23 protein-coding genes are annotated in these 25,258 nt (G+C 67.9%); 8 read left to right on the top strand and 15 right to left on the bottom strand.

The annotated features are described in order from the left end of the window. Positions 1-240 precede the first annotated feature (240 nt). The 6 genes from GORHZ_RS24085 to iolC all read right to left on the bottom strand — a co-directional run bounded on the left by GORHZ_RS24085 (position 241) and on the right by iolC (position 7,946). Positions 241-1,737 (bottom strand): CoA-acylating methylmalonate-semialdehyde dehydrogenase, encoded by a 1,497-nt coding sequence (locus GORHZ_RS24085; protein WP_006337736.1) that lies wholly within the window; start codon positions 1,735-1,737, stop codon positions 241-243. A 241-nt stretch (positions 1,738-1,978) separates the two neighbouring features. Then, positions 1,979-3,037 (bottom strand): Gfo/Idh/MocA family protein, encoded by a 1,059-nt coding sequence (locus GORHZ_RS24080; RefSeq protein WP_006337735.1) that lies wholly within the window; start codon positions 3,035-3,037, stop codon positions 1,979-1,981. After that, on the bottom strand, positions 3,034-5,049 hold the full coding sequence (iolD, locus tag GORHZ_RS24075) for a 3D-(3,5/4)-trihydroxycyclohexane-1,2-dione acylhydrolase (decyclizing) (RefSeq protein ID WP_006337730.1): 2,016 nt from the start codon (positions 5,047-5,049) through the stop codon (positions 3,034-3,036). The genes GORHZ_RS24080 and iolD overlap by 4 nt, the downstream gene beginning before the upstream one ends. A gap of 102 nt (positions 5,050-5,151) precedes the next feature. Next, entirely contained in the window at positions 5,152-6,027 is an 876-nt protein-coding gene (iolB, locus tag GORHZ_RS24070) for a 5-deoxy-glucuronate isomerase (RefSeq protein WP_006337722.1), read from the bottom strand. Between the two features lie 7 nt (positions 6,028-6,034). Then, a complete protein-coding gene (locus GORHZ_RS24065; RefSeq protein WP_006337720.1) occupies positions 6,035-6,967 on the bottom strand; it encodes a Cgl0159 family (beta/alpha)8-fold protein in 933 nt (310 codons plus the stop codon). Then, entirely contained in the window at positions 6,960-7,946 is a 987-nt protein-coding gene (gene iolC / locus GORHZ_RS24060; RefSeq protein ID WP_006337718.1) for a 5-dehydro-2-deoxygluconokinase, read from the bottom strand. The genes GORHZ_RS24065 and iolC overlap by 8 nt, the downstream gene beginning before the upstream one ends. Positions 7,947-8,132: 186 nt before the next feature. On the opposite strand from iolC, the gene GORHZ_RS24055 reads away from it, so the two are divergent. From GORHZ_RS24055 to GORHZ_RS24030, 6 genes are all read left to right on the top strand, one after another. Further along, positions 8,133-9,356, top strand: a complete 1,224-nt coding sequence (locus GORHZ_RS24055; protein ID WP_006337716.1) for a Gfo/Idh/MocA family protein — start codon at positions 8,133-8,135, stop codon at positions 9,354-9,356. After that, entirely contained in the window at positions 9,326-10,771 is a 1,446-nt protein-coding gene (locus GORHZ_RS24050; protein WP_006337715.1) for an MFS transporter, read from the top strand. Before GORHZ_RS24055 ends, GORHZ_RS24050 begins: the two co-directional genes overlap by 31 nt. A gap of 120 nt (positions 10,772-10,891) precedes the next feature. Then, positions 10,892-11,902 carry a sugar ABC transporter substrate-binding protein gene (locus tag GORHZ_RS24045; protein ID WP_006337713.1) on the top strand — a complete coding sequence of 337 codons (1,011 nt, stop codon included), beginning with the start codon at positions 10,892-10,894 and terminating at the stop codon, positions 11,900-11,902. Between the two features lie 24 nt (positions 11,903-11,926). Beyond that, a complete protein-coding gene (locus tag GORHZ_RS24040) occupies positions 11,927-12,985 on the top strand; it encodes an ABC transporter permease (RefSeq protein ID WP_006337712.1) in 1,059 nt (352 codons plus the stop codon). Positions 12,986-12,989: 4 nt separating this feature from the next. Next, positions 12,990-13,802, top strand: a complete 813-nt coding sequence (locus tag GORHZ_RS24035) for an ATP-binding cassette domain-containing protein (protein WP_006337711.1) — start codon at positions 12,990-12,992, stop codon at positions 13,800-13,802. A 139-nt stretch (positions 13,803-13,941) separates the two neighbouring features. Then, a complete protein-coding gene (locus tag GORHZ_RS24030) occupies positions 13,942-15,138 on the top strand; it encodes a LacI family DNA-binding transcriptional regulator (protein WP_006337710.1) in 1,197 nt (398 codons plus the stop codon). A gap of 63 nt (positions 15,139-15,201) precedes the next feature. On the opposite strand, the gene GORHZ_RS24025 is transcribed toward GORHZ_RS24030, so the two are convergent. Genes GORHZ_RS24025 through GORHZ_RS24005 form a run of 5 tightly spaced genes read right to left on the bottom strand, consistent with a single transcriptional unit; the run spans position 15,202 to position 20,144 of the window. Then, complete coding sequence (locus GORHZ_RS24025) at positions 15,202-16,200, bottom strand: Gfo/Idh/MocA family protein (protein WP_006337709.1); 999 nt, start codon at positions 16,198-16,200, stop codon at positions 15,202-15,204. Next, complete coding sequence (locus GORHZ_RS24020) at positions 16,197-17,087, bottom strand: sugar phosphate isomerase/epimerase family protein (protein ID WP_006337708.1); 891 nt, start codon at positions 17,085-17,087, stop codon at positions 16,197-16,199. Before GORHZ_RS24020 ends, GORHZ_RS24025 begins: the two co-directional genes overlap by 4 nt. Further along, a complete protein-coding gene (locus GORHZ_RS24015; RefSeq protein ID WP_006337707.1) occupies positions 17,084-18,130 on the bottom strand; it encodes a Gfo/Idh/MocA family protein in 1,047 nt (348 codons plus the stop codon). The genes GORHZ_RS24020 and GORHZ_RS24015 overlap by 4 nt, the downstream gene beginning before the upstream one ends. Continuing rightward, entirely contained in the window at positions 18,130-18,936 is an 807-nt protein-coding gene (locus tag GORHZ_RS24010) for an SDR family oxidoreductase (RefSeq protein ID WP_006337706.1), read from the bottom strand. The genes GORHZ_RS24015 and GORHZ_RS24010 overlap by 1 nt, the downstream gene beginning before the upstream one ends. A 32-nt stretch (positions 18,937-18,968) precedes the next feature. After that, a complete protein-coding gene (locus tag GORHZ_RS24005) occupies positions 18,969-20,144 on the bottom strand; it encodes a phytanoyl-CoA dioxygenase family protein (protein WP_006337705.1) in 1,176 nt (391 codons plus the stop codon). A gap of 142 nt (positions 20,145-20,286) precedes the next feature. On the opposite strand from GORHZ_RS24005, the gene GORHZ_RS24000 reads away from it, so the two are divergent. After that, positions 20,287-21,315, top strand: coding sequence for a LacI family DNA-binding transcriptional regulator (locus GORHZ_RS24000; RefSeq protein ID WP_006337704.1), 1,029 nt, complete (start codon positions 20,287-20,289; stop codon positions 21,313-21,315). Between the two features lie 54 nt (positions 21,316-21,369). Next, entirely contained in the window at positions 21,370-22,107 is a 738-nt protein-coding gene (locus GORHZ_RS23995; RefSeq protein ID WP_006337703.1) for a GntR family transcriptional regulator, read from the top strand. 95 nt (positions 22,108-22,202) lie between these two features. Here GORHZ_RS23995 and rsgA read toward each other — a convergent pair whose 3' ends face one another. From rsgA to GORHZ_RS23975, 4 genes are all read right to left on the bottom strand, one after another. Then, positions 22,203-23,243 (bottom strand): ribosome small subunit-dependent GTPase A, encoded by a 1,041-nt coding sequence (rsgA, locus tag GORHZ_RS23990; protein ID WP_006337702.1) that lies wholly within the window; start codon positions 23,241-23,243, stop codon positions 22,203-22,205. Positions 23,244-23,274: 31 nt separating this feature from the next. Next, positions 23,275-24,540 (bottom strand): 3-phosphoshikimate 1-carboxyvinyltransferase, encoded by a 1,266-nt coding sequence (aroA, locus tag GORHZ_RS23985; protein WP_006337701.1) that lies wholly within the window; start codon positions 24,538-24,540, stop codon positions 23,275-23,277. Positions 24,541-24,606: 66 nt separating this feature from the next. Then, positions 24,607-25,002, bottom strand: coding sequence for a VOC family protein (locus GORHZ_RS23980; RefSeq protein WP_006337700.1), 396 nt, complete (start codon positions 25,000-25,002; stop codon positions 24,607-24,609). A gap of 1 nt (position 25,003) precedes the next feature. Then, positions 25,004-25,240, bottom strand: a complete 237-nt coding sequence (locus GORHZ_RS23975) for a hypothetical protein (protein WP_006337698.1) — start codon at positions 25,238-25,240, stop codon at positions 25,004-25,006. Positions 25,241-25,258: the final 18 nt, after the last annotated feature.

The raw sequence follows: 25,258 nt of genomic DNA, 5'->3' as shown, positions 1-25,258 counted from the left end.
CTGGATCGTACTTGGCTTTCTTCTGGTGATGATCGCCGTCATGGCCATGATCAATCGGAGCGAACGCCGCACGATGGAACGAATCCGCGCTGAGTGGAGAGCTGGAGGCGGTGTCCCCGAGGAGGAACCCAAGTTCTTTTCGGGTTCTCCTTCGATGAGCGCGGCTGGGTGATAAACACGGGAAACTCCCACTTACACACGAGATCGCGTGTGTAAGTGGGAGTTCAGTGTGTTTGGGCCTCAGGCGTTCTGCGGGAAGCCCAGGTTCAGGCCGCCGTGGCTCGGGTCGAGCCAGCGGGTGGTGATGGCCTTGGTGCGGGTGAAGAAGTGCACTCCCTCGGTGCCGTGGGCGTGGGTGTCGCCGAACAGCGAGGCCTTCCAGCCGCCGAAGCTGAAGTAGGCCATGGGGACCGGGATCGGCACGTTGATGCCGACCATGCCGACCTCGACCTCGTTCTGGAAACGTCGCGCCGCGCCACCGTCGTTGGTGAAGATCGCGGTGCCGTTGCCGTAGGGGTTGGAGTTGATCAGCTCGAGCGCCTCGTCGTAGGAGTCGGCGCGCACCACGCTCAGGACGGGTCCGAAGATCTCGTCGGTGTAGATGCTCATGTCCGGGGTGACGTTGTCGAACAGCGTCGGCCCCAGCCAGAATCCGTCGGCTCCGCCGTCCGGCTCCACCGTACGGCCGTCGAGAACCACGGTGGCACCGTCCTCCTCACCGGCATCGACGTAGGACGCGACCTTGTCGCGGTGGACCTTGGTGACCAGCGGTCCCATGTCGCAGTTCTTGGTGCCGTCACCGGTCTTGATGGTCCGGGCGCGGTCGGCGATCTTGGCGACCAGTTCGTCGGCGACGTCACCGACGGCGACCGCGACGGAGATGGCCATGCAGCGCTCACCGGCCGAGCCGAAGCCGGCGTTGACCATGGCGTCGGCGGCCAGGTCGAGGTCGGCGTCGGGCAGCACGATGGCGTGGTTCTTCGCCCCGCCCAGAGCCTGCACGCGCTTGCCCGCGGCGGTGCCGGTGGCGTACACGTACTGCGCGATCGGGGTGGACCCGACGAAGCTGATGGCCTTGATGGCCGGGTTGGTCAGCAGCTCGTCGACGGCGAGCTTGTCGCCCTGTAGGACGTTGAACACGCCGTCGGGCAGGCCCGCTTCCTTCCACAGTTCGGCCATCCACAGCGAGGCGGTGGGGTCCTTCTCCGACGGCTTGAGCACCACGGTGTTACCGGCGGCAATCGCGATGGGGAAGAACCACATCGGCACCATGGCCGGGAAGTTGAACGGGGAGATGATGCCGACCGGGCCCAGCGGCTGGTACACCGAGTGCACGTCGACCTTGGTGGATGCGTTCTCGGTATAGCCGCCCTTGAGCAGATGCGGGATACCGCAGGCGAACTCGACGACCTCCTGGCCACGGGAGACCTCGCCGAGGGCGTCGGAGACGACCTTGCCGTGTTCGGAGGTGATGATCTCGGCGAGTTCGCCCTTGCGCTCGTTGAGCAGTTCGCGGAACTTGAACAGGATCGCGCTCCGCTTGGCCAGGCTGGTGTCGCGCCAGACCGGGAAGGCCGCGGCGGCTGCGTCGATGACGGCCCGGGCGTCCTCGATGTTGGCCAGCGACACCTCCTTGGTGACCTCACCGGTCGCCGGGTTGGTCACCGGCGCCGTGGCGCTGCTGGTGCCGGGGTAGGCCTTGTTGTTGACCCAGTGGCTGATGGTGGTTGTGGACATGCTGATTCTCCTGTGGGGGGTATTGCTGTGCGACGGTCGAGTCGGAACTACTCGACCGGCGGCTGGGGCGGTTGGTTCCTGCTGGTCGAGTAGTCGCGAACGGAGTGAGTGACGTATCGAGACCACGTGCGCGAGTTGATCTCGATACGCCGCCTCGCGCCGGGGCACTCGTGGCTACTCGATCAGCGGGGTAATCGGTGGCTACTCGATCAGCGATTGGGGACGGTAAGGACGAAAGGGCTCAGGCTCCCGGAATCGAAGCGCGCGAGACCATCTCGACGGTCTGCGGCTCGCCCGTCTCGAGGGCCTTGACCCCGGCCGCGCACACCGCGGCGGCGGCGTAGCCGTCCCAAGCGCCCGGGCCGTCGACGTTGTCACCGCGACGAACCGCGTTGACCCAACGCTGGATCTCGACGTCGTAGGCGGCGCCGAAACGTTCGACGAACGACGGTGTGATGTCGCTGGATTGGATACCAGCGACCTTGCGGCCGTCGCCGGATGCGGACTGAACCGGGTTGCGCTGCTTGCGGACCAGGCCCTGGTCGAGGCCGATGAACGCCGACCCGAGTTCGCCGACCAACTCGGTGCGCACCTCGTAGGCGACGCCGGTCGAGACGAAGCACTCGACGTCCACGTGCCGGCCGGATTCGGTGGTGAAGATCGCGATCTGCGGATCCTTGAGGCCCTCGGGTGCATTCGGGTTCGAGCCCGGAGCGATGATCTGCACCGAGGTGATCTCCTCGTCGAATAGGAACCGGGTGACGTCGACCTCGTGGACGAGCGAGTCCTTGACGATCATCGAGCTGTCGAAGCCCGGCGGCACCGCCGGGTTGCGATGCACACAGTGCGCCAGCAGTGGCTGGCCGAAGGTGCCGTTGTCGATGAGTGCCTTGAGCTGCTCGTACTCGTGGTCGAAGCGACGCATGAAGCCGACCTGGATGAGCCTGCGGCCCAACTCGGCCTCCCGCTTGACGACCTCGAGCGAGGTGGACACGTCGGTGGTCAACGGCTTCTCGCACATGACCGGCTTGCCGGCCTCCAGGCACGCCAGCAGCTGCTTCTCGTGTGTCGGGCCGGGGGTGGCCAGGATGACCGCGTCCACCTCGGGGTCGGCGATCGCGTCCAGCGGATCGTTGATGACCCGGCATCCCGGGATGGTGGCCGCGAGTTCCTCGGCCTTGTCCGGGAAGTAGTCGTTGAGGACGGTGACGGAGGCGCCCTTGGTGCGCTCGGTGATGCGGGCGACGTGGTCGGCACCCATCATGCCGACGCCGAGAACGGCGATGCGCAGGTCGGTCATTGGTTCTCTCCATTGGTCGAGGTGGACGGGTTGGTGGGGTTGAGGTACGGGCGTTGGACGGCCTTCCACTTGGCGTAGACGTCGTAGGCGTGCTGCGTTGACTCCAGGGTGGAGATCTCCGAAACCGGTACATCCCACCACGATTCGCTGTCGGGCGCGCCGATCAACGGGTCGGTCTCCACGTGGATCACCGTGGTGCGCTCGGCGGCCTTGGCGGCCTTGATCGCGTCGGCGAACTCGGCTGCTGTGTTCGCTCGGATCACGTCGGCACCCAGCGAGGCCGCGTTGGCGGCGAGGTCGACCGGCAGGGTCGCGCCCTCGAGGCGCCCGTTGTCGCCGCGGTAGCGGTAGTTGGTGCCGAAGCGCTGCGAGCCGAGCGACTCCGACAGCGAACCGATCGAGGCGAACCCGTGGTTCTGCACCAGCACGACGATGACCTTGAGGTTCTCCTGCACCGCGGTCACGAGCTCGGTGGCCATCATCAGGTACGACCCGTCGCCGACCATCACGAAGACGTCCCGGTCCGGGCAGGCCATCTTCACACCGAGGCCGCCGGCGACCTCGTAGCCCATGCAGGAGTAGCCGTACTCGACGTGATAGCCCTTGGAATCGCGGGTGCGCCAGAGCTTGTGCAGGTCACCGGGCATCGATCCGGCAGCGCAGACGACGACATCGCGTGGATCGGAGGTCTCGTTGACCAGCCCGATGACCGCACCCTGGGTCAGCGCCTCATCGCCGGTGGCGATGTTGGTGCCGACCGAGGTCGGGGAGTAGGCCTGCTCGACGATGGCGTCCCATTCGGCGGCGAGGGTGCCGACCTGCTCGCGGTAGGCAGGGTCGACCTCGTATCCGGCGAGGAGTTCGTCGAGGGCCTCGATGGATTCGCGGGCGTCGGCGACCACGCTGTAGCCGCTGTGTTTCACCGAATCTAAGGATGCCACATTGATGTTCACGAATCGCACGTTCTCGCCGGTGAAGGCGGTCCGGGATGCGGTGGTGAAATCGCTGTAGCGGGTACCGATACCGATCACCACGTCCGCCTCGGCGGCCAGCGCGTTGGCGGCGGTGGTGCCGGTGGAGCCGATCGCACCGACCGACTGTGGGTGATCGTAGGGGAGCGAGCCCTTGCCGGCCTGGCTCTGGCCGACCGGGATGCCGGTGCGGGAGCAGAACTTCGCGAGGGCCTCGGTGGCGCCGCTGTAGATCACGCCGCCGCCGGCGACGATCAGCGGACGCTTTGCGGACGCGATGATCTCGGCGGCCTCGGCGATCACGTGGCGCTCGGGCAACGGACGTGCCACGTGCCAGGTGCGCTCGGCGAACAGCGATTCGGGCCAGTCGAAGGCCTCGGCCTGCACGTCCTGCGGGATGGCGACGGTCGCCGCGCCGGTCTCGGCTGGATCAGTGAGCACGCGCATCGCACCGAGCAGGGCGCCTGGGAGCTGCTCGGGCCGCCAGACGCGGTCGAAGTAGCGCGACACGGGCTTGAACGCGTCGTTGACGGTGACGTCACCCGACGACGGCAGTTCGAGTTCCTGCAGCACCGGCGAGGTGGTGCGGGTGGCGAAGGTGTCGGCGGGCAGCAGCAGCACCGGCAGGCGGTTGATCGTCGCCAGCGCGGCGCCGGTCAGCATGTTGGTGGAGCCCGGACCGACCGACGCGGTGACGGCCCACGCCTCCATCCGGTCCTTCATCCGTGCGTAGCCGACGGCCGAATGCACCATCGCCTGCTCGTTGCGGCCGAGCACGTATTTCAGCGAGTGCTCGCGACCCGCGGTGACATCGTCGATCTCGTTCTGCAGCAGCGCCTGTCCGAGGCCGGCGACGTTGCCGTGACCGAAGATGCCGAAGCAGCCGGCGAAGAACTTGCTCCGCTCGCCGTCGCGCTCGACGTACTGGTTGGCGAGGAACTTCACCGTCGCCTGCGAGACGGTCAGGCGGACGGTCGGTTCACCGTGGGGGGTGCGGACGCCCGTGACGCCGCCGGCGCGTCCCTGATTGATCGGTGCCACGATGGCTTCTTTCTGGTCGGGGTTCGGTTGGGGGTGGTGGTTGTGTGATCTCGATACGCCACTCACTACGTTCGCGGCTACTCGATCAGCGGATGAGGAGGATCAGCGGGATCGTTTCTCGTGCAGCGGGAGTCGGGGATCGATCTCTTGGTGCTCCCAACTGCCGCGCAGCCAGGTATGCGCCGGGTCATCGCAGATCTTCCAGGCGCGTTCGTCGCCCGGTCCGGCCATCACATTGAGGTAGTACATGTGATAGCCAGGGGCTGCGATCGACGGTCCGTGGTAGCCGTGCGGCACCAGGACCACGTCGCCACTGCGGACCTCCTCGAGAACCTCGATGGGCCGCTCAGGTGTGCCGTAGACCCGGTGGTACCCGAATCCTGCCGAACCGTCTGGGCCGTCGGCGATCTCGAAGTAGTAGATCTCCTCGAGCTGCGATTCGACCTCGGAGTTCTCGTCGTGCTTGTGTGCGGGGTAGCTCGACCAGTTGCCGCCCGGTGTGATGACCTCGCAGGCAATGATCGAGTCGGCCTCGAACACGCCCGCAGTGCCGAAGTTGTGCACCTGCCGGCTGCAGTTGCCGGCGCCGCGCAACTCCACCGGGATATCGGCGGCGGGCCCGTAGCGGAACGGCAATTTCTTCTTCGCCCGGGCACCGCACAGGGCGAATCGGCCACCCGCCTCGCTGGACACCGTGAACTCGGTGTCGCGACCGACGTAAGCAAAGTCGCTCGGACCGTCGAAAACGCTGGCGCGTCCGGTCAGTTCGAACGCGATACCCTCGGCCTCCACGCTCGCCGACCCGGCGAGCGGGATGACGATGATCTCGTCGACCCCGCTCTTGCGGGTGACGGAATCGCCGGCGCCGAGTTCGACGACGCACAACGAGGACTCGGTCCAACCGGCCGACTCCGGTGTCACGTCCACCGTGAGCGGCGCGGATGCACTCTTGGCGGGGATGTAGTACTTGCTGTTCATCGTTGGATCACCTCACCAGGTTCACGGCCGTGTCGACCGCGGTCGCCACATCGTCGTCGGAGGGGTAGAGGAGGGTGCGGCCCACGATCAGCCCGCGCACCGACGGAATCTCCAGCGCGCGTCCCCAACTCGCGAACGTCTCGTCCGGGGCGGTCTGCGGGTCGCCGCCCAGCAGCAGGGTCGGCATCGTGGTCGCATCCATGACGCGCTCCATCTCGTCGACGACGGGCAGCTTCAGCCAGGTGTAGGCCGAGGTGGACCCGAGGCCCTGGATGATGTGCATCGACTTGATCACGGCGTCGGGGCTGAGATCGTTGCGGACCTTGCCGTCGACCCGCGACGACAGGAACGGTTCGAGCATCGCGATCGAGCCGCCCGCGGCGAGCTCGTCGATCGCGGCCGCACACGCGGTCATCATGTTCAGTGTGCCCGGGTCGGACAGGTCCACGCGGCACAGCATCTTCGCGCCGTTGAGGCCTGCGTCGATGGTCCAGGATGCGGTAGCGGCGGTCATCCGGTCGTCGAGCTCGAAGCTCGCGCCGGCGAGGCCGCCGCGGTTCATCGACGAGAACACGACCTTGTCCTCGAGCGCGCCGAGCAGCAGCAGGTCCTCCAGGATGTCGGAGGTGGCCAGCACGCCGTCGACACCGGGATTGGCCAGCGCGGTGCGGAGCCGGTCGAGCAGATCCGAGCGGCTGCTCATCGCGGTCGGGTTGGAACCGACGGCCAGTGCGCCGCGGGCCGGGTGGTCGGCCGCGACGATCATCAGCCGGTCCGAGCCGGTGACGGTGCTGCGGCGACGGCGGCGTGCCCAGGCCTCGGCGATCGCGGCCGGGTGCTGCGCGCGCACGGCGGTCACCTCGGCGTAGTCAGAGCACGTCGGGGTGGAGCCGAGGCGGTGCAGGCCTGCGGGCCCGGTCGTGGTGGCGACCTCAGACATTGATCTTCTCCTGTGTGTTCTGTGCGGAATCGGCGAGTTCGGCGACCTCATCGGCGGTGGGCATGGCGGTCGAGCATTCGAGGCGGCCGGCGACGATGGCGCCCGCGGCGTTGGCGTGCAGCAGGATCTTCTCCAGCGGCCAGCCGGAGAGCAGGCCGTTGCACAGCGTGCCGCCGAAGCTGTCACCGGCGCCGAGGCCGTTGACGACGTCGACGGGGATCGGGGCGACCTCGACGGTCTCGTGGCGGGTCTTGCCCAGCACGCCGCGCGGTCCCTGCTTGACGATCGCGAGTTCGACGCCGAGGTCGAGCAGCGCATCGGCCGCCTTGTGCGGGTCGGTCTCGCCGACCGCGATCTCGCATTCCTCCTTGTTGCCGACAGCAACGGTGACATGCCCCAGCGCCTTGCGGACCTGCTCGGTGGCGGTGGCCGGGCTCTCCCAGAACATCGGGCGGTAGTCGAGGTCCAGCACGGTCAGCGACTGTCGGCCGCGGGCTTCCCAGGCGGCGAAATGAGCACTGCGCGAAGGCTCTTCGGACAAGCCGGTGACCGTCGACCAGTACAGGCGGGCGTCGTGCACGGCCCCGGCGTCGATGTCGGCGACCTCGATCTGCAGGTCCGGCGCCGCGGGCTTACGGTAGAAATACAGCGGGAAGTCGTCCGGCGGGAAGATCTCGCAGAAGGTCACCGGGGTCGGGTACACTTCGTCGACCGAGACGTAGCGGTTGTCGACACCGAGGCGGGCCAGTTCGTTGCGGACGAAGCGGCCGAATGGGTCGTCGCCGACGCCGGAGATCAGCGCGCTACTCTGCCCGAGACGGGCCGCGGCCACGGTCACGTTGGCGGCGCTGCCACCGAGGAACTTGCCGAAGCTGGTCACCTCCTCGAGGCCGACGCCGATCTGCTGCGGATAGATGTCGACACCGCTGCGGCCGATGGCCAGTACATCGAAGGTCGGTGTCTCGCGTTCTGCGGTCACGTAGTGCTCCCTGCTCGTGGTTGGGACAGGTGGTCGTCCGAGGATGTCGAGTTCCGTCGTCGGCCTTGGCTACCACTGTGCGTCAGTTCACAGACAAATGTCAAGACTTTGTCCTGACATTCTTACCTGACATACTGGTGTCACAGATCACAGGGGTCCACCCGCCCGTGTCGAAAGGATGCTTACATGGCTCTGACCGCCGTGACCGAATCGCAGGTCGATGTCACTGATCGCACACAGGTGACTCTCCCGGTCGCCATCATCGGATTCGGTTGGATGGGCCGCGCACACGCGCAGGCCTATGCCCGGATCCGGCACCACTATCCGCAGCTGAACCCGATACCGAAGCTGAGCGTCATCGCCGACGAGGTGACCGACCGCGCGGCTGCGGCCGCGGCCCAGTTCGACGTGCCGACGACGGTGTCGGACTGGCGTCAGGTGGTCGACGACCCGACGATTGCCGCGGTCAGCGTGACCGCCCCCAACTTCCTGCACCGCGAGATCGGCTGCGCCGTGGTCGGGGCCGGCAAGCATCTGTGGATCGAGAAGCCCGTGGGACTGTCCGCCGACGACGCGCGCGCGGTCGCCGACGCGGCGCGTGTCGCCGGGGTCCGTACCGCGGTCGGCTTCAACTACCGCAACGTGCCCGCGGTCGCCGCCGCGCGTGAGCTCATCGTGGCCGGTGAGATCGGCGAGGTCACCCACGCCCGCTTCCGGCTGTTCAGCGACTACGCAGCCCACCCCGACGGCGCCCTGAGCTGGCGTTTCCAGCGTGACCGTGGCGGCAACGGGGTCCTCGGCGACCTCGCCTCGCACGGCGCCGACCTGGTGTGGTTCCTGCTCGGCGACATCGACTCGCTGGTCGCCGACACCGCGATCTTCATCCCCGAGCGGCCCAAGCCGACCGGGGCCACCGCCGGTCATCAGCTCGCCTCCGGTGGGGAACGCGGCCCGGTGGAGAACGAAGACTACGTCTCCGCTCAGATGCGAATGGCGTCGGGGGCGCGCTGCGTGCTCGAGGCCAGCCGTGTGTCGGTGGGCGAGCAGAACTCCTACGGCTTCGAGATCCACGGCACCACCGGCGTTGTGCGCTGGGACTACCGGCGTATGGGTGAACTCGAGGTCGGTGCCGGTGGCGCCTTCCAGGACCAGTCGGTATCGATGATGTACGTCGGACCAGGTAGCGGGGACTACGCGGCGTTCCAGCCCGGCGCCGCGAACCCGATGAGCTACGACGACCTCAAGGTCATCGAGGCGGCCCGGTTCTGCGCGTCGATCGGCGCCCCGGCGGGTGTCGCCCCGGTGGGCGCGACCATCGTCGACGCCGTGCGCAGCGCCGTGGTCCTCGACGCGATGACCACCTCGGTTCTCGAGGGCACATGGGTGGCGCCGGCCGCGCCGGAGGTGTGATCCGGCGGCTCGGCCGCAGCGGGATGGCCCCGCGATCGGACGGATTCCCCTATGCGCTCGCGCTGCTGGGCGCGGGTGCGATGTTCATGGAGATCCTCGACGCCACCATCGTCGCGACCGCGCTCCCCGCGATCGCCGACGACCTGGGGGTGCGGCCGCTGGACGCGACGGTCGTCGCGACCTCCTACCTCATCACCCTGGCGGTCCTGATCCCGCTGTCGGGGTGGGTCGCCGACCGGTTCGGCGTCCGGCGGGTCTTCCTGATCGCGCTGGCGGTGTTCACCGCCGCCTCCGCGGGATGTGCGCTGGCGCCGAGTCTGGCGGTGCTGGTCGCGATGCGGGTGCTGCAGGCGGCGGGCGGGGCGATGATGGTGCCGGTCGGTCGGTTGGCGGTGCTGCGCACCGTCGACCGACCGCAACTGGTCCGCGCCATCGCCTACCTGACGTGGCCGGCGCTGATCGCACCGGTGGTGGCGCCATTGCTCGGCGGCCTGATCGTCACCCACGCCGACTGGCGGTTCATCTTCGCGATCAACATCCCGATCGGGATCGTCGGTCTCGGGGCGGCGGCCCTATGGTGCCGACCCGTCGAGACGCGCGCCGGGCGGCGCCCGCTCGACGTGGCGGGTGTCGTCCTGACCACGCTCGCCGTCGGCGCGGCGATGACGGCCGCGCAGGAGGTCTCGGCCGAGCCGACGAGGTGGGCGGTCGTGGCGGCCGGTGCCGTGGCGTCGGTGGTCCTCGGCGTCGGCGCACACCGGCGATTGCGTTCGGCCCCCCACCCGTTGCTGAATCTCGGTGTGCTGCACGTGTCGTCGTTCGCCTCGGTAGTCGGCTACGGCACCCTCTACCGCGTCGTGATCAGTGCGGTGCCGTTCCTGCTGCCGCTGATGTTCCAGCTGCAGTTCGGCTGGACCCCGGTCGCCGCGGGCGCGATGGTCGCGGCACTGTTCGTGGGCAACGTGGTGATCAAACCGATCACCACACCGCTGATGCGGCGCTGGGGTATTCGGCGTGTCCTCGTGGTGGACCTGTCGGTGTCGGTGCTGGCGTTCGGTGCGCTGGCGGCTCTCGGACCCACGACGTCCGGGGTGGTGATCGCCCTCGTGCTGGTGATCTCGGGGGCGCTGCGCTCGGTCGGCTTCTCGGCGTACAACACCCTCGCCTTTGCCGACGTCGAGGCCGATGAACTCAGCGATGCCAACGCCGTGCACGCCGCGGTCCAGGAACTCGGGTCGGCGTTCGGTGTGGCGCTCGCGGCGGTGGCCGTGTCGGCTTTGGCCGGCGTTGCCGGGCTGCCGGCAGGCGCGTACTCGGCGACCTTCGTCCTCCTCTCCGCTCTGATGGCGGGGTGTGCGGTGGGTGCTCTGCGGCTGCCGTCGGGTGCGGGAGCGCGCGCCGTCGGACCGCGGTGACCTCGGATTAATCAGAATGTCTTGACAAAGTCTTGACACGAGGCGTGTGACGGGTATTACATCTTCACCAAGGGAGTGGCTCGCAGGACACTCTGGAGAATCGAAAGGGAAGGGACAACGATGTATTCCACAACGCGTCGTAGGACCGGAGGCCGCACCCGGCGGCTCCTCGGTCTTGCGGCAGCGGCATCGGCCGCGGTTGTGCTGGCCGCAGGTTGTTCGGGTACCGGTGGCAAAGAGGACGGCAGCGGCGGTGGCGCCGGGACCGACCAGCTGACCATCGCCATGGTTACCCACGAGGTTCCCGGCGACTCTTTCTGGGATCTGGTCCGCAAGGGTGCCGAGATGGCGGCCAAGAAGGACAACGTCACGCTGCGATACTCGTCCGACCCGGAGGCCCCGAACCAGGCGAACCTCGTGCAGGCGGCGATCGACTCGAAGGTCGACGGCATCGCGGTCACCCTGGCCAAGCCGGACGCCATGGCCCCGGTGGTCAAGGCGGCGCTGGCCGCCGGCATCCCGGTGAGCGCCTTCAACTCGGGCTACGACAACTGGAAGGCCATGGGCGTCCAGCAGTACTTCGGTCAGGACGAATTCATCGCCGGCCAGGCTGCCGGTAAGCGCCTGTCCGAGGAGGGTAAGAGGCATGTCCTCTGCGTGATCCAGGAACAGGGTCAGGTTGCCCTGGAATCCCGGTGCGCCGGCGTCAAGGAAAGCTTCACCAGCGGCTCGTTCGAGATCCTCAACGTCAACTCGAAGGACATGCCATCCGTCGAGTCGACGATGACCGCGAAGCTCCAGCAGGATCCGTCGATCGACGCGATCATGACCCTCGGCGCCCCGATCGCGCAGACCGCGGTCAAGTCCAAGGGGAACGCCGGGTCCACGGCCGAGGTGGCGACCTTCGACACCAATGCCGCACTGGTCGACCTGATCGAGAACGGTGACGTCGCCTGGGCCATCGATCAGCAGCCGTACCTGCAGGGTTACCTTGCGGTCGATTCGCTGTGGCTCTACCTCACCAACGGCAACACGATCGGTGGCGGCGACGCCGTCCTCACCGGTCCCGCTTTCATCGACCAGTCGAATATCGACAAGGTCGCCGACTACGCCAAGAACGGCACTCGCTGATCGCGGGCGAGAAGGGATTAATCGATGAGTACACAGTCAGAGATCGACCTGAACACTCACAAGGTCGTCACCGATGAGCGCGTGAAGCGCCAGAAGCCCATGCAGCGGGTGCTGCTCCGGCCGGAGATCGGCGCGCTGTTCGGCGCGATCGCGATCTTCGTCTTCTTCCTGATCGTCGCGCCACCCTTCCGGAGTCCGGAGGCCTTGGCAACGGTCCTGTACGCGAGCTCGACGATCGGCATCATGGCCTGCGGTGTCGCGGTCCTGATGATCGGTGGCGAGTTCGACCTCTCCACCGGTGTCGCGGTGACGTTCGCCTCGCTCGCCGCGTCGATGCTCGCCTACAACCTGCACCTCAACGTCTGGTTTGCGGCGATCCTCGCGCTCTGCCTGTCGTTGTCGGTCGGCTTCTTCAACGGGTATCTCGTGATGAAGACGAAGATCCCGTCGTTCCTGATCACGCTGTCGACGTTCCTGATGATCACCGGTATAAACCTCGCGGTCACCAAACTCGTCACCGGCCAGGTTGCGACCCCGTCCATCTCGGACATGCAGGGCTTCGACTCCGCACAGAAGGTCTTCGCGTCGTCGTTCGAGATCTTCGGTGTCTCGGTGCGCATCACGGTGGTCTGGTGGATTCTGTTCACCCTCCTCGCCACCTGGGTGCTGATGCGGACCCGGATCGGCAACTGGATCTTCGCGGTCGGCGGAAACCAGGACTCGGCCCGCGCGGTCGGTGTCCCGGTAACCATGGTGAAGATCGGCCTGTTCATGTTCGTCGGGTTCTGCGCCTGGTTCGTCGGCATGCACCTGCTGTTCGCCTTCGACACCGTCCAGTCCGGTCAGGGTGTCGGCAACGAGTTCTTCTACATCATCGCCGCGGTCGTCGGCGGCTGCCTCCTCACCGGCGGCTACGGCACCGCGATCGGAGCCGCGATCGGCGCCTTCATCTTCGGCATGGTGAACCAGGGCATCGTCTACGCCGGCTGGAACCCCGACTGGTTCAAGTTCTTCATGGGCGTCATGCTGCTCTTCGCAGTCGTCGCCAACAATGCATTCCGCAACTACGCCGCCAAGAGGTGATGAGATGAGTTCAGCAATCGAGACCCGACCCGAGTCCGACTCCAGCGGAGGCAAGACGCCCCTGATCGAGCTCCGGAACGTCGGCAAGTCCTACGGCGCGATCATCGCCCTCAAGGACATCAGTCTCCGTGTCAACGCGGGCGAGGTGACCTGCGTCCTCGGCGACAACGGTGCCGGCAAGTCCACCCTCATCAAGATCATGGCCGGGCTGCACCAGCAGTCCGAGGGGGAACTGCTCGTCGACGGCGAGGAGACCCTGCTCGAGTCGCCGAAGGATGCGCTGGGACGTGGTATCGCCACGGTCTACCAGGATCTCGCCGTCGTCGGCCTGATGCCCGTGTGGCGCAACTTCTTCCTCGGTCAGGAACTGCGCAAGGGCCCCTTCCGGTCGCTCGACGTCCAGGCGATGCGCGCGACCACCAAGGAAGAGCTGTTCAAGATGGGCATCGACCTGCCCGACGTGGACGCGCCGATCGGTTCGCTCTCCGGTGGTCAGCGGCAATGTGTCGCGATCGCCCGGGCGATCTTCTTCGGCGCCCGGGTGCTGATTCTCGACGAGCCCACCGCCGCGCTCGGCGTCAAGCAGTCGGGCACCGTGCTGCGCTACATCTCGGCGGCCAAGGACCGGGGCTTCGGCGTCGTGTTCATCACCCACAACCCGCATCACGCACACCTGGTGGGCGACCACTTCGTGCTTCTCAACCGCGGGCGCCAGCAACTGGACTGCACCTACGACGAGATCACCCTCGAGGAGCTGACCCAGCAGATGGCCGGTGGCGACGAACTCGACTCCCTGTCGCACGAGTTGCGGCACTGAGTCCCGGGGCGATGGCCCGCCAGTGAACCACCCGCCCGCCCCCGCACGGGGTCGGGCGGGTTTCCACGTCTGGGATGTCTGTGTACACGCGGCGCGCCGGCGGGATATGTTGTGAGGCTAACGAAGGGATCGGATCGAGATGAGTGAGTCGGGTCGTCTGGTGGGCGTCGTCTTCGGGGCATCGAGCCCGTTCGAGGCGGATCTCGTCGATGAGCTGTACGCGTCGGCCGACGCGGGCGGCTACCGTCTCGCCCTCGGTCTGCACAGCGGGACCCGGACCCGGGAACGTGCTGTGGCCGACCTCATCGAGCAGGGCTGCGACGCGGTGGTGGTGGTCGGCGCGGAATACGGCGACCGCCTCGGCGCGGACCCCGCGAGCTCGGCCACCGGGTCCTATGCTCCCGTCGTCCCGATCATCGTGGTGGGCGAGCGGATCCCGGATCTGGTGGCGGTCACCATCGGCACCGACGAATGGCGCGGGGCGCAGATGGCCGTGCAACATCTCATCGATCTGGGTCATACCGCGATCGCGCACGTCGAGGGCGGCGACCATCCGTGCGCGGCCGAGCGCCTGCGCGGGTATCTCGGGGCAATGGCCGCGGCCGGATTCCGCGACGAGTGCCGCACCATGGTCGGTGACTACACCGAGGAGGCCGGTGCGCTGGCGGCCGAGCGGATGCTCGCGGAGGGGGATCTGCCAACCGCGGTCTTCCTGGCCAACGACCGGATGGCCATCGGCTTCATTGAGGTGATGCGGCACAGCGGCCTGCGTATTCCCGAGGACATGTCGGTCGTCGGCTACGACGACGGGCCGCACGCGATCCTCGGTCACTTGAACCTGACCACCGTGCGCCAGGACGTCCCCGGTCTGGCGGGCGCCGCCATGGATGCGGTGGCGTCGTCGCTGGGGAACTCCGAGGTGGTCGCCGACACCGGCGGCTTCGGCTTCTACGGTGCCCGGACGCTGGAACCCGAGCTCATGGTGCGTGCGACCACGGCGCCGCCGGCCGGGTGGCTACCCGATGCCGGACGCGACGAGGGGCGACTGCGCTGGGGTCTGCTCGCGGACAGCTGCGACGACGTCCTCGTGCACGAATTGGGTACGCCGGGAAGGGTTTCCGGGCCCATCGAGGTGGTGGCGAGTTCGTCCACCGCAGTCGCCTGGGAGATCGCGGACCGGCTCGGGATCATGGTCAGCTACGGGATCTACGAAGACCTGATCGACGACCCGGATATCGACGCGATCTTTGTCGCGCTGCCCGGCGACGCGCAGGAGTTGTGGTCGCACAAGGCGCGTGAGGCCGGCAAGATCGTGCGGTGCTCGTCGGGCGGCTGAGTCCCGATCAGAGGAAGGTTGCCGTTTTGCTCGCGGGGCGAACCAAACGGCAACCTCGATCTGTCAGCGGGGTTCGAGACCGATCGCCCGGTAGGCGTCGTCGAGGTGGCGCATGTTGTCGACCGCGTCCTCGAGGTCGATCGGCAGCGATGCACCGTTGTGTACCGTGTCGGCGAACGCTTCGAGCTGATACGTGTAGGTCGACCTCGTACCGAGGTGCTCGACGGTGACCGCCCCCGTCGACGACGACACGAACGTCAACCTGTCGTCGCGGTTGGGGCCGAGATAGTCGTGCAGGTACAGCGAACCCCTGTCGCCGACGATGCGCAGGGAGAACACGAACTCGCCGGCCGCCATCGACACCGCCTGGGTTCCTCTGGCGCCGTTGGGGAATCGCATGTCGAGGACCGCGGACTCGTCGATCTGCGGGCTGCGCAGCACCGCGCGGCCGCCGGTGATCTCCGGCGTCCCACCGCACCAGCGTCCCAGTAGTCGCGACACGTGCACCGAATAGCACCCCAGATCCATCAGCGCCCCACCGGCCATCTCGTAGGACCATCGCGGGTCACCGTCGTCGGGGGAGGGCATGGCCATCACCACCTCGACCTCCTGGACGGCGCCGATCGCGCCGGCATCGAGGAGTTCGACGGTGCGGTGCATCAGCGGATGGAATAGGTAGTGGAACCCCTCCAGCACGGTGACCCCGGCGGCGCGCGCGGCGTCGGCCACTTCACGGGCCTCGATCGTGTTGCGTGCGAACGGCTTCTCCGACAGCACCGGCTTCCCCGCGCGGATCGCGGCGAGATTCCACGGCCCGTGCAGGGAGTTCGCCAGCGGGTTGTAGACGACGTCGACCTCGGGATCGTTGATCACGTCGTCATAGGAGTCGAGGACGCGTTCCACCCCGTACTTGCCGGCGAACGCCTCGGCGCGCCCGCGGTCCCGCGCGGCCACCGCCACCAGGCGATGGCCGAGTGTCTGGGCCGGCCCGACGATGGCGGACTCGGCGATCCGCGACGCACCGAGGAGACCGATCCGCAGGGGGCGTGCGGTGGCGCTCATACACGCACCGGCCGCTGTGCCGCCTTGCGCAGGAAGGACATCGAGACCGCGACATTGCCCGCAGCGGCGTCCCCGTCGGCCTCGTCGGCCAGGATGGTGTCCTGTTCGAGGACGTACCAGCCGTCGTAGCCGGCGTCGACGAGCGTCCCGACGACCCGGGCGATCCGGGCGTCCCCGGCCCCGAGCGGCACGTACATGCCCTGCGCGACGGCCTGGGTGTAGGTCAGCTCACCGCGCTGCACCTGCTCGGCCAGATCGATACGCACGTCTTTGAGATGCGCGTGGCGGATCCGGTCGGTGAACGACTGGGTGACCTCCAGCGGATCGGTGCCGCCGATCAGCAGGTGCCCGGTGTCCAGGCACAGGCCGATCGACGAGTTCTCCAGCACCCGGTACACCTCGTCGCGCTTCTCGATCATGGTGCCGACGTGTGGATGCAGCGCGGCGGTCACGCCCCGGGCGGCGGCGAGCTCGCCGAGCCGATCCAGATTGGCCAGCAACGTATTCCATTCGGTGTCCGACAGGTCGGGCCGTGCGTCGTAACCCTCGACGCCGGTGGCCGCGGCCAATACGAGCACGTCCCCACCGGAGGTCTCGAGCCGGTCGAGGACCTCGTTCACCTCAGGGGCGGGATCGTGGTCGGCCTTGTGAAGGACGACGGGGACGAAGGACCCGACGCATGTGAGGCCGTAGGAGGCGAGGGTGTCGCGCAGTTCGGCCGGTGCCGACGGCAGGAAGCCCTCCGGGCCGGTCTCGGCGGCGGTGACCCCGAGATCACGCATCTCACCCAGCACGCGTTCGGGGGCCAGTTGATAACCCCAGTCCGGGACCTCGCACACACCCCAGGAAATCGGGGCGGCGGCGATACGCAGGTCGGTGTCGGTCATGATGTGGTCCTCACTCGGGTTGTGCGGGTGGTGGTCTCGGCCCGGATCTCATCGATGCGGACGGGAACTCGGGTGGCGGCGGAGCGGCCGGCGGCCTCGGCGATGAGCGCGACCTCGAGGGCGTCCGCGGCGGTGCACGGCGACGGTGTCCCGTCGGTGACCATGTCGCAGAACGCGGAGAGCTCGGCACGGTAGGCTGCGGCGAAGCGATCCATGAAGAAGCTGTGTGGGGTTCCGGAGGGAAAACCGCTTCCGGGTTGGAGGTTTCGCACCGGGGTGCCGTCATCCCAGCCGGCGACCACCGAATCGGTGCTGCCGTGCACCTCGAGGCGGCAGTCGTAACCGCGACCGTTGTAGCGGGTCACCGACACGGCACCGATCGTACCGGAGGCGAATCTCAGCAGCACCGAGGCGCTGTCGACGTCGCCGACCTCGGTGAAGAACGGATCGCCCTGATTGCCGCCCATCGCGTGGACCTCGACGACGTCGTCGTCGAGAAGCCAACGGACGGTGTCGAAATCGTGTACGGCGCAGTCACGGAAGATACCCCCGGAGGCCGCGATGTAGTCCTTCGGCGGTGGCGCGGGATCAAGTGTGGTCGACCGCACGGTGGTGATGAAGCCGAGCTCACCCGATGCGACCGCGGCGCGGGCCGCGGCCATGGCCGGGTCGAACCGCCGGTTGTAGCCGATTTGCACCGGTGCATCGCCGCCGATGCGGCGCACGACCTCGGCGGAGTCGGCCACCGACATCGCGATCGGCTTCTCGCAGAAGGTGGGGATGCCGGCCGCGACGGCCCGCTCGATGAGCTCCGCATGCGTCGGCGTCGCAGAGGCGATCACCACCGCGTCGATCCCGGCCGACAACAATGCGTCCGCATCACTCACCGGCCGCGCGACGTCGAGCCGGGCGACTGCGGCGTCGGTGGCCGCGGGGTTGGCGTCGGTAACCACCAGTGCATCAACCGCAGGCAGCGCGCTGAGCGTGTCCGCGTGAAACGAGCCGATGCGGCCGAGGCCGATCACGCCGATTGTCAATCCCATCAGTCGAATCCACCCATCACGATCTGGTCCCAGTCGATGACCGAACCGGTCACCACCCCGCTGCGGCGCGACAGCAGGAACATCACGAACTCGGCGATCTCGTCGGGCTGGCCGAGCTTGCCCATCGGCACCGACGCGTTCGCCTGCTCCACCCAATCGTCGTCAGCGCCGTGGAAACGCCTCTGCACGTCGGCCTCACCGTCGGTCTCGCTCCAGCCGATGTTGATGCCGTTGATGCGGATGCGATCCCAGCGGTGCGCGTGCGCCGCGTTCTTGGTCAGACCGACGAGGCCGGCCTTCGTCGTCGCGTAAGGGGCGAGGTAGGGCTGCCCGCCATAGGACGTCATGGTGATGATGTTGACGATACCGCCCGGTTCCCCGCGGCCGACCATGTCGCGCACCGCCGCCTGCATGGTGAAGAACGGCGCCCGCAGGTTCACCGCGACGTGCTCGTCGAACAACTCGGGCGTGGTGTCGAGCAGGCTGCCCCGGCTGGTGGTGCCCGCGGCGTTGACCAGGCAGTCGATCCGGCCGTACTCGGCCACGGTCGCCGCGACGGTGTCGGCCGCGGCCGCCGGGTCGGATAGATCGGCGGCGATGAACTTCACCGCGGCGCCGTCGGGCAGCGTGTCTCCGAGTCGGCTCTCGAGCTCTGCGGCGAGGCGTTTGCCCTTCTCCGCGTTGCGGCCGCTGAACATCACCCGGGCGCCGGCCTCTGTGCCGGCGCGGACGATTGCCGCGCCGAGACCCTGCGTCCCACCGCTGACCAGCAGCGCCTTGCCGGCCAGCGCCGGTGTCGTCGTCATCTGTTCGTTCCTTCCCGTCCGGGGATGTGGCGTCAGGGGATGTGCCGCGCGTCGAGCGCGGACAGTTCCCGGTCGAATCGTTCCGGGGTGAAGTCGTCGGCGATCGCGCGGGTGAGCAGCTGCGCCTGCGACTCGCCGGTCAATCCGGTGATCGGCTGGTCGAGGTCGAGGTTGCTGGGAAACGGATAGCCCTCGGCGGAGGCCGCGATGACGTTGGCCAGCGCGTCGCGGTCGCCCTCGGCGGCGAGTTTGCGCAGCGACGGATAGATCCACCGCGTGATGGCCGACCGGTCGACGGCATCCATCGCTCGGCCGAACGCCGACGACACCTGCAGCAGGTTGGCCATCCGCTTGATGTCCGACGACGTGTTGTGGCCGGCCGCGTGGAACAGGGCCGGGTTGAAGAACACCGCGTCGCCCGCCGACAGCGGGAGCTGCACGTAGTTCTCCGCGAAGTAGGTACGGAACTCGGGCAGATTGAACGCGAGGTAGCCCGCCTCGTAGAGCTGCGAATAGGGCAGGTACATGGTCGGGCCGGATTCGATCGGCATGTCGACGTGCGCCACCGCGCCCTGCAACGTCAGCGCCGGTGAGAGGCGGTGGACGTGTGCCCGGAATTGCGCGGCGGTGTCGGTGGACATGAAGCCGAGGTGATAGTCGCGGTGCGGGTTCTGGGCCTCACCGCCCGGGTTGACCACGTTGACCGCCGAGGTCACCTGATACCACGATCCCAGCCACGCCTCGCAGATCAGTGCGAGAACCTCGTTGGCGTAGTAGCGGGTGAACAGTTCCGGGTCCCGCTCGGCGAACTTCTGCAGCGCGTTCCACACCCGGTCGTTGGCGCCCGGCTTGGCGAAGTGATCGCCGTTGCTGACCCCGGCGGCGTGCTGGTCGGCGATGATCTGACCGAACAGCGCGGTGGTCTCGGTGAGCGCATGCCGATCATCGAACGCCCCGGGAAAGACCACGATTCCGGGGCCATTGAGGAGGGCGTCGGCCAGTTCGTCGGCGATGGCCTCACGTTCGGCGCCGGTCGCCGCGCCGACGGCGGCCGAGTCGTAGAACAGGACCCCGCGCTCGGTGCTCGCGGCATGCGGATAGTCGGTGAGGTCGGTGACGCGGTCGATCAGGGCGACGAAGTCATCGACGTTGCACTCGGTCGCGGTGATCCGATTCGCGCGGGGGGTGACGGCGCTGCGCAGGGTCATGTGGGTGGCGTTCCTCTCGGGATGCAGGTCTGTCGTGAGTGCGGGCCCTCGGCTGTGTCGCCGTGATCACTTGACCAGGATGGCAAGATCTTATTGTCAGGACAAGTGCAGATTCCCATCAAGAATCCCTCAGGAGTGTTCCGTGCCACATCGGTATCCGGTCCGGGAGATCGCCCGGCAGGCGGGGGTGAGCGAGTCGACCGTCGACCGTGTCCTGCACAAGCGGCCGGGTGTTCGCGAGGGAACGGTGCTGCAGGTGGAACAGGCGATCGCGGATTTGGACCGTCAGCGCACGCAGTTGCGACTGTCCGGACGCCGGTTCCTGATCGACCTGGTGATGGAGACGCCCCGGCAGTTCTCCAGCCTGGCGCGCGAGGCGCTCGAACACGAGTTGCCGGGCCTGCGGCCGGCGGTGATGCGGGCCCGGTTTCATCTGCGCGAGACCTGGGAGACCGACGATCTGATCGCCGAACTCGACTCGATCTGCCGGCGCGGTAGCCACGCGGTCGTGCTCAAGGCCCCCGACGTCCCCGAGGTGGCCGCCGCGATCGGACGGCTGACCGCGGCGCGTATCCCGGTGATCACGCTGGTCACCGACGTGCCGATGAGTACCCGGATCGCATACGTCGGCATGGACAATCGTGCTGCCGGGGCGACCGCGGCCTACTTGATGTGCCAGTGGCTACGTCACGTGGACTCCGATGTCTTGGTGATCACCAGCAGCACGATGTTCCGCGGCGAGGAGGAACGCGAGATGGGATTCCGAGCGGCGATGCGGACCTACGATCCGGGTCGGCGCATCGTCGAAGTCTCCGACTCCGACGGCCTCGATGCGACGTGCGGAGCGCTGACCGCCGCGACGTTGCGCGCTCATCCGGGGATCGGTGCGGTGTACTCGATCGGCGGCGGCAACCGGGGCATCGTCGAGGCTTTCGCGGACGCCGACCGCACCTGCGAGGTGTTCGTCGGCCACGACCTCGGTGACGCGAACCGCGCGCTGCTGCGCAGTGGTCATCTGACCGCCGTGCTGCATCACGATCTGCGTGCGGACATGCGGCAGGTGGCGCAGACGGTGATGGGGTACCACGGCGCGCTTCCCGGTGATCAGCGTCCGCGGGCGTCGGGTATTCAGATCATCACCCCGCACAATGTCCCTGAGTACGAAGTCTGACGAGATTTTGTCGTGACATACTAATGTCCGTGTTTCGGATGTTAGTGTGACGGTGTGACGACGCCCATAGCGGTGGAACTCGACCGGTCCACACCCGTTCCGCTCTACCACCAACTCGCGCAAGCCATCGAGGCGGCCATCGTACGTGGCGATCTCACGCCCGGCGACCGGTTGGAGAACGAACTCGACATGGCGAGCCGGTTGAAGTTGTCGCGGCCGACCATCCGGCAGGCGATACAGGAGCTCGTGGACAAGGGTGTCGTCGTGCGCAAGCGGGGTGTCGGCACCCAGGTGGTGCAGAATCCCGTGCACCGGTCGGTCGAGCTGACCAGTCTCTACGATGACCTGTCGTCGGCGGGGATGCATCCGTCGACCCAGCTGCTCGAGTACCGGATCGGCATTCCCGACGAGGACCTGCGGGTCGAACTCGCCCTACCTGTCGGGGCGGAGGCGGTCACCGTCAAGCGTCTGCGCATGGCCGGCGGAGAACCGTTGGCGCTGATGATCAATCACCTTCCTGCCGATATCTGCCCACCAGCCGGTGAACTCGAGAACGGCGGCCTCTACAAGGGTCTGCGCGGGCGCGGCGTGCACATCCGGCTCGCCCGCCAGCGGATCGGCGCCAAGGCGGCCGACGCCGACGAGGCGTCCTTGCTCAGCGAGGAGGTCGGTGCGCCGCTGCTGACGATGCAGCGAACCGCGTTCGACGATGCCGGTCGCGTCGTCGAGGTCGGGCGGCACGCGTACCGTGCGGATCGGTACTTCTTCGAGACCACCGTCGTCGACCGCTGACCGGGCGACGCTCCGGCGGGAAATCGCTCCCTCATTTCGTATTCGCCCCCTCGATCGGAGGAGCGAATACGAAAAGAGGGGGCGATTTCCCGCCGTTACGGGACCTCGGGGTCGGCGGCGGGGACATCCTCGGAATCGGCGTGGCCGGACACCGCCTGCAACAGTCGGCGCACCGCCATCGCTCGCCGATACGAGTGCCCGTCGAGGGTGTCGAGGGCGCATTCGGGATCGGCGGGCGGGCCGAGATGGGTGCAGCCGCGCGGGCAGTCCTCGACGGCGTCGCGCAGGTCGTCGAAGGCGTCGATGATGTCGTCGGGGCCGACGTGGGCGAGACCGAACGACCGGATGCCGGGGGTGTCGATGACCCAGCCCTGCTTGTCGGGCGGGCCGGGGAGAGGCAGTGCCACCGACTGCGTGGAGGTGTGGCGTCCCTTGCCCACCCCCGACACCTCGGCGGTGGCCCGATCGGCGTCGGGCACAAGACGATTGACCAGCGTGGACTTACCGACCCCGGAATGCCCGATGAGGGCCGTGACACGTCCCGCGAGCATCGACGACACGCTGTCGAGCGGATCGCCGCGCCCGGCGAGCACGATAGGGAGGTCGAGATCGGCGAAGGCACGGGTGAATTCGGCCGGATCGGCGAGATCAGACTTCGTCAGGCACAGGATCGGGGTCAAACCCCCGACGTAGGCCGCGGCCAGCGCCCGTTCGACGAATCCGGTGCGCGGCGGCGGATCCGCCAACGCGGTCACGATGAGCAGCTGATCGGCATTGGCTACCACGATGCGTTCATACGGGTCGGTGTCGTCGGCGGTACGCCGCAACACAGTGGTGCGGTCGGCCACCTTGACGATGCGCGCCAACGTGTCCGGGCGTCCGGACAGGTCGCCGACCACCGCGACCTGATCACCGACGACGACCGGCGTGCGGCCGAGCTCGCGGGCGCGCATCGCGACGACACGACGATCGGGGTCGCCGCCGAGCACACATCCCCATCGGCCGCGGTCGACGGACACGACCATGGCCTCGAGGGCGTTGTCGTGGGTGGGGCGTTGTTTGGTGCGCGGTCGGCTGCCCTTGCCCGGACGAATCCGGACATCGGTCTCGTCGTAGCTCGACGCGCGGCGGCTCACCGGCGGCGCCGCATCCCCACCCGCGACGAGGTCACGGATGCCCGATCATCTTCTGCCACATGCTCACGAAATCGGGCAGCGTCTTGGCGGTGGTCTGCACGTCGTCGACGGTCAGGCCTTGGACGGCCAGCCCGATCAGTGCGCCCGCGGTGGCCATGCGGTGATCGGCATACGAGCGCCAGAGGGCGCCGTGCATCGGACGCGGCACGATCCGCAAGCCGTCCTCGGTCTCGGTGCAGTCACCGCCGAGTCGGTTGATCTCGGTGGACAGCGCCGCCAGCCGGTCGGTCTCGTGCCCGCGGAGATGCGCGATCCCAGACAGCACCGACTCGCCGTCGGCCAGCGCGCACAATGCCGCGACGGTGGGGGTGAGTTCGCCGATCTCGCGCAGGTCGATGCTGATACCGGTGAGTTTCTCCGGGCCGCGCACGGTCAGCGAGCCGTCGGTCGGCTCGACCGCGCATCCCATCTCGGCAAGGATGTCGACGATCTGCGCGCCGGGTTGGGTCGTGGCGGCGGGCCACCGCGGCACAGTGATCGCGCCGCCGGTGACCGCGCCTGCGGCCAGGAAGGCCGCCGCGTTGGACAGGTCGGGTTCGATGTCCCAGTCGACCGCGTGGATCGGTCCCGGCGCGACCTGCCAGACGTTGCTGCCGGGACGCCCCACGGCGACCCCCGCCGTGGTCAGCATGTCGAGGGTCATGTCGATGTGTGGCGTGGACGGCACCGGCGCCCCGACGTGGCGCACCGTGACACCATCGTCGAACCGCGCCGCCGACAGCAGCAGACCGGAGACGAACTGCGAGGACGCCGACGCGTCGATGGTGACCTCGCCGCCCCGCGCGGACCCGGTGCCCTTGACGGCGAACGGCAGCCGGTCCCCGTCGACGACGACCCCGAGGCCGCGCAGCGCATCGAGGATCGTCGAGAGCGGGCGCGTGCGGGCCTGCTCGTCGCCGTCGAAGCCGACGACGCCGTCGGCGAACGCCGCGACCGGCGGCAAGAAGCGCATCACGGTGCCGGCCAGGCCGCAGTAGACGTCGGCACCGTGCATGGGTGCCGGGTCGACCGCGATCGTGGTCGCATCCGCCGGGTCGACCCGGATCCCGATTCCCAGGCCGGTCAGACCGTTGAGCATCAGGTTGGTGTCACGGCTGCGCAGCGCACCGCGTACGGTCGACGGACCGTCGGCGAGTGCCGCGAGGATGAAGGCGCGGTTGGTGATCGACTTGGAACCGGGCAGGTCGACGGTCGCCACCACCGGTGACGTCACGTTCGGCGCGCTCCAGATACTCATGCGGTCCAGTCTGTCATGACGGTCCGGGGCGTCCGCGCAGCGTGTCGCCGCCCGCACGCACCGCCGTCACGAATCACCGCGGACGTCTCGTCGCAGCGGATGTTCCTCGGGTATCTCGACGACGATGATCGCGCGACCGTCCGGGTCGCGGACATGCATCTCGATCAGACCCCACGGCTCGGTCACCGGTTCGCGGACGATCGGCACGTCGGCCTCACGCAGTTCGCGTTCGGTCGCCTCGATGTCACGTACCTGCAGCCACAGGATCGCGTCGGCACCTCCGCCGGGACCGACGTCGTCGCTCATGTGCCCGGGGACCTCGATCAGGCCGTTCCCCGCATGGAACACGACGCCGCCCGGGTACTCCCGCGCGACCGCCAGCGACAGCGAGTGCCGGTAGAAATCCTGCAGGCGTTTCGGGTCCCGCGTACGGAGCAGGACCCGGCTGGTGAGGACCTCCACGTTACTGGCCTTCGGTGGTCCCGCCGCTACCGCCGAGGGCGTGGCCCCGGTTGAGGTCGTTCCCGTGCCGGGCGGCCTCGTAGATGGCGCGTTCCCGGGCGATCCGATCGGTCTCCCCGATGGGCGTGGCATCGCCGAACGCGAACGCGGACTCGTGCTCGTATTCGTGCGGCTTGTCGGGGTCGTCGGTGACGAGGGCGTCGTCCGGCTCGTGATCATGCTGAGGGCTGTCTGGCATGCACCCACGATAAGCGAC

Source organism: Gordonia rhizosphera NBRC 16068, assembly GCF_000298195.1.
GTDB lineage: Bacteria > Actinomycetota > Actinomycetes > Mycobacteriales > Mycobacteriaceae > Gordonia > Gordonia rhizosphera.
Note: the sequence above shows the minus strand (reverse complement) of the source record. Positions and strands in the feature narration are given on the sequence as shown.